This window comes from Listeria valentina, assembly GCF_011800755.1.
Taxonomy (GTDB): Bacteria; Bacillota; Bacilli; order Lactobacillales; family Listeriaceae; genus Listeria; species Listeria valentina.
Map to the genome: position 1 here is coordinate 1 of NZ_JAATJW010000134.1, position 1,347 is coordinate 1,347.

Here is a 1,347-nt window from a genome sequence, read left to right on the forward strand (position 1 = left end):
TGTATTCTTTTAGGCGAGGTTGTGGTTACACAATGAGCTTCTGGGAAATCCCACAGTATCGAAGCAATTTCCAAATACAAAAATGAAAGGAGGCCCTTCCATGAATCTATTTGTCGGTTTAGATGTTAGTTCTGAGAAATTAGATGTTTGTTTTTTATCCGATGATGACCAGCTGACTATTCTTGAAGAAATCTCACTAGGCAACGACCTGAATGGTGCGACTACTGTCAAAGAAAAAGTGATCGCCTTCCAAGAAGCCTACGGCTTTCATCAAATTATTATGGGAATGGAGTCCACTTCCATGTACAGCTTTCATCCCGCCATGTTTTTCAATCAAGATCAAGAACTAAAAACATTAAATACAATCGTCACGATCGAAAATCCTTACCGAATTAACCAGTTTAGTCGCATGTTTGATGAAGATAAGACCGACCGTAATGACGCTTTTCGAATCGCCGATTTTTTAAGAATTCAGCGATTTACGACTTCCCCTATCAAAGAAGAAAAATACATGGCACTTCAACGGCTAACGCGGACTCGCTACCAGTTAATCAAGCAACTAACTCGAACGAAACAACACTTTCTAGAAAATCTCACGTATAAATGCAACACCTTAACGAGAGAATTAAAAACCTTAGATGGGACAACCTCCGTTTTTAGTTCAACCATCATGTCCCTAATGACAGACGAATACAGCTTAGATGAACTTGCTAACATGCCATTAGAAGAGTTCGCTACCTTACTTCAGAAAAAAGGAAAAGGACGCTTTAAAAATCCAGAATCCTTAGGAAAAGCCATTCGACGAGCCATCGTGATGTCCTATCGTTTAGGTGATATCGCACAAGAATCGATTGACGTCGTGCTGAGTGTCTTAGCACGCGAAATACACGCCCTAGAAGCAAGTATCAAAGATTTAGATAAGGCGATTAAACAATTGGTTACCGTTCTTCCAGAATATCAATGTTTAACCAGTATCCCAGGTGTAGGAAAAGTCTATGCCGCTGGCATGATTGCCGAAATTGGTCAAATCGAAAGATTTGAAGACCAAACCAAATTGGCCAAGTATGCAGGGTTAAGCTGGAAAGTGAAACAATCTGGAAATTATCAATCGGAACATACGCCTTTAACTAAACAAGGCAATCGGTATTTTCGTTATTACTTAGTTGAAGCTGCCAACTCTGTGAAACAATATTTACCGGAATATCAAGCCTTTTATTCGAAAAAATATAAGGAAACACCGAAACATCAACACAAAAGAGCCCTCGTCTTAACCGCAAGAAAATTTACGCGTCTGGTGGATACGCTACTACGTAATCACCAACTCTACACGCCCCCAAGGAGCGTGAT

At 40.1% G+C, this 1,347-nt stretch carries 1 protein-coding gene; it reads left to right on the forward strand.

Features of this window, described 5'->3' with window-relative positions:
• Nucleotides 1-100 precede the first annotated feature (100 nt).
• The coding region (locus tag HCK02_RS13795) for an IS110 family RNA-guided transposase (protein WP_167630672.1) at nucleotides 101-1,347 on the forward strand (1,247 nt) is incomplete at its 3' end.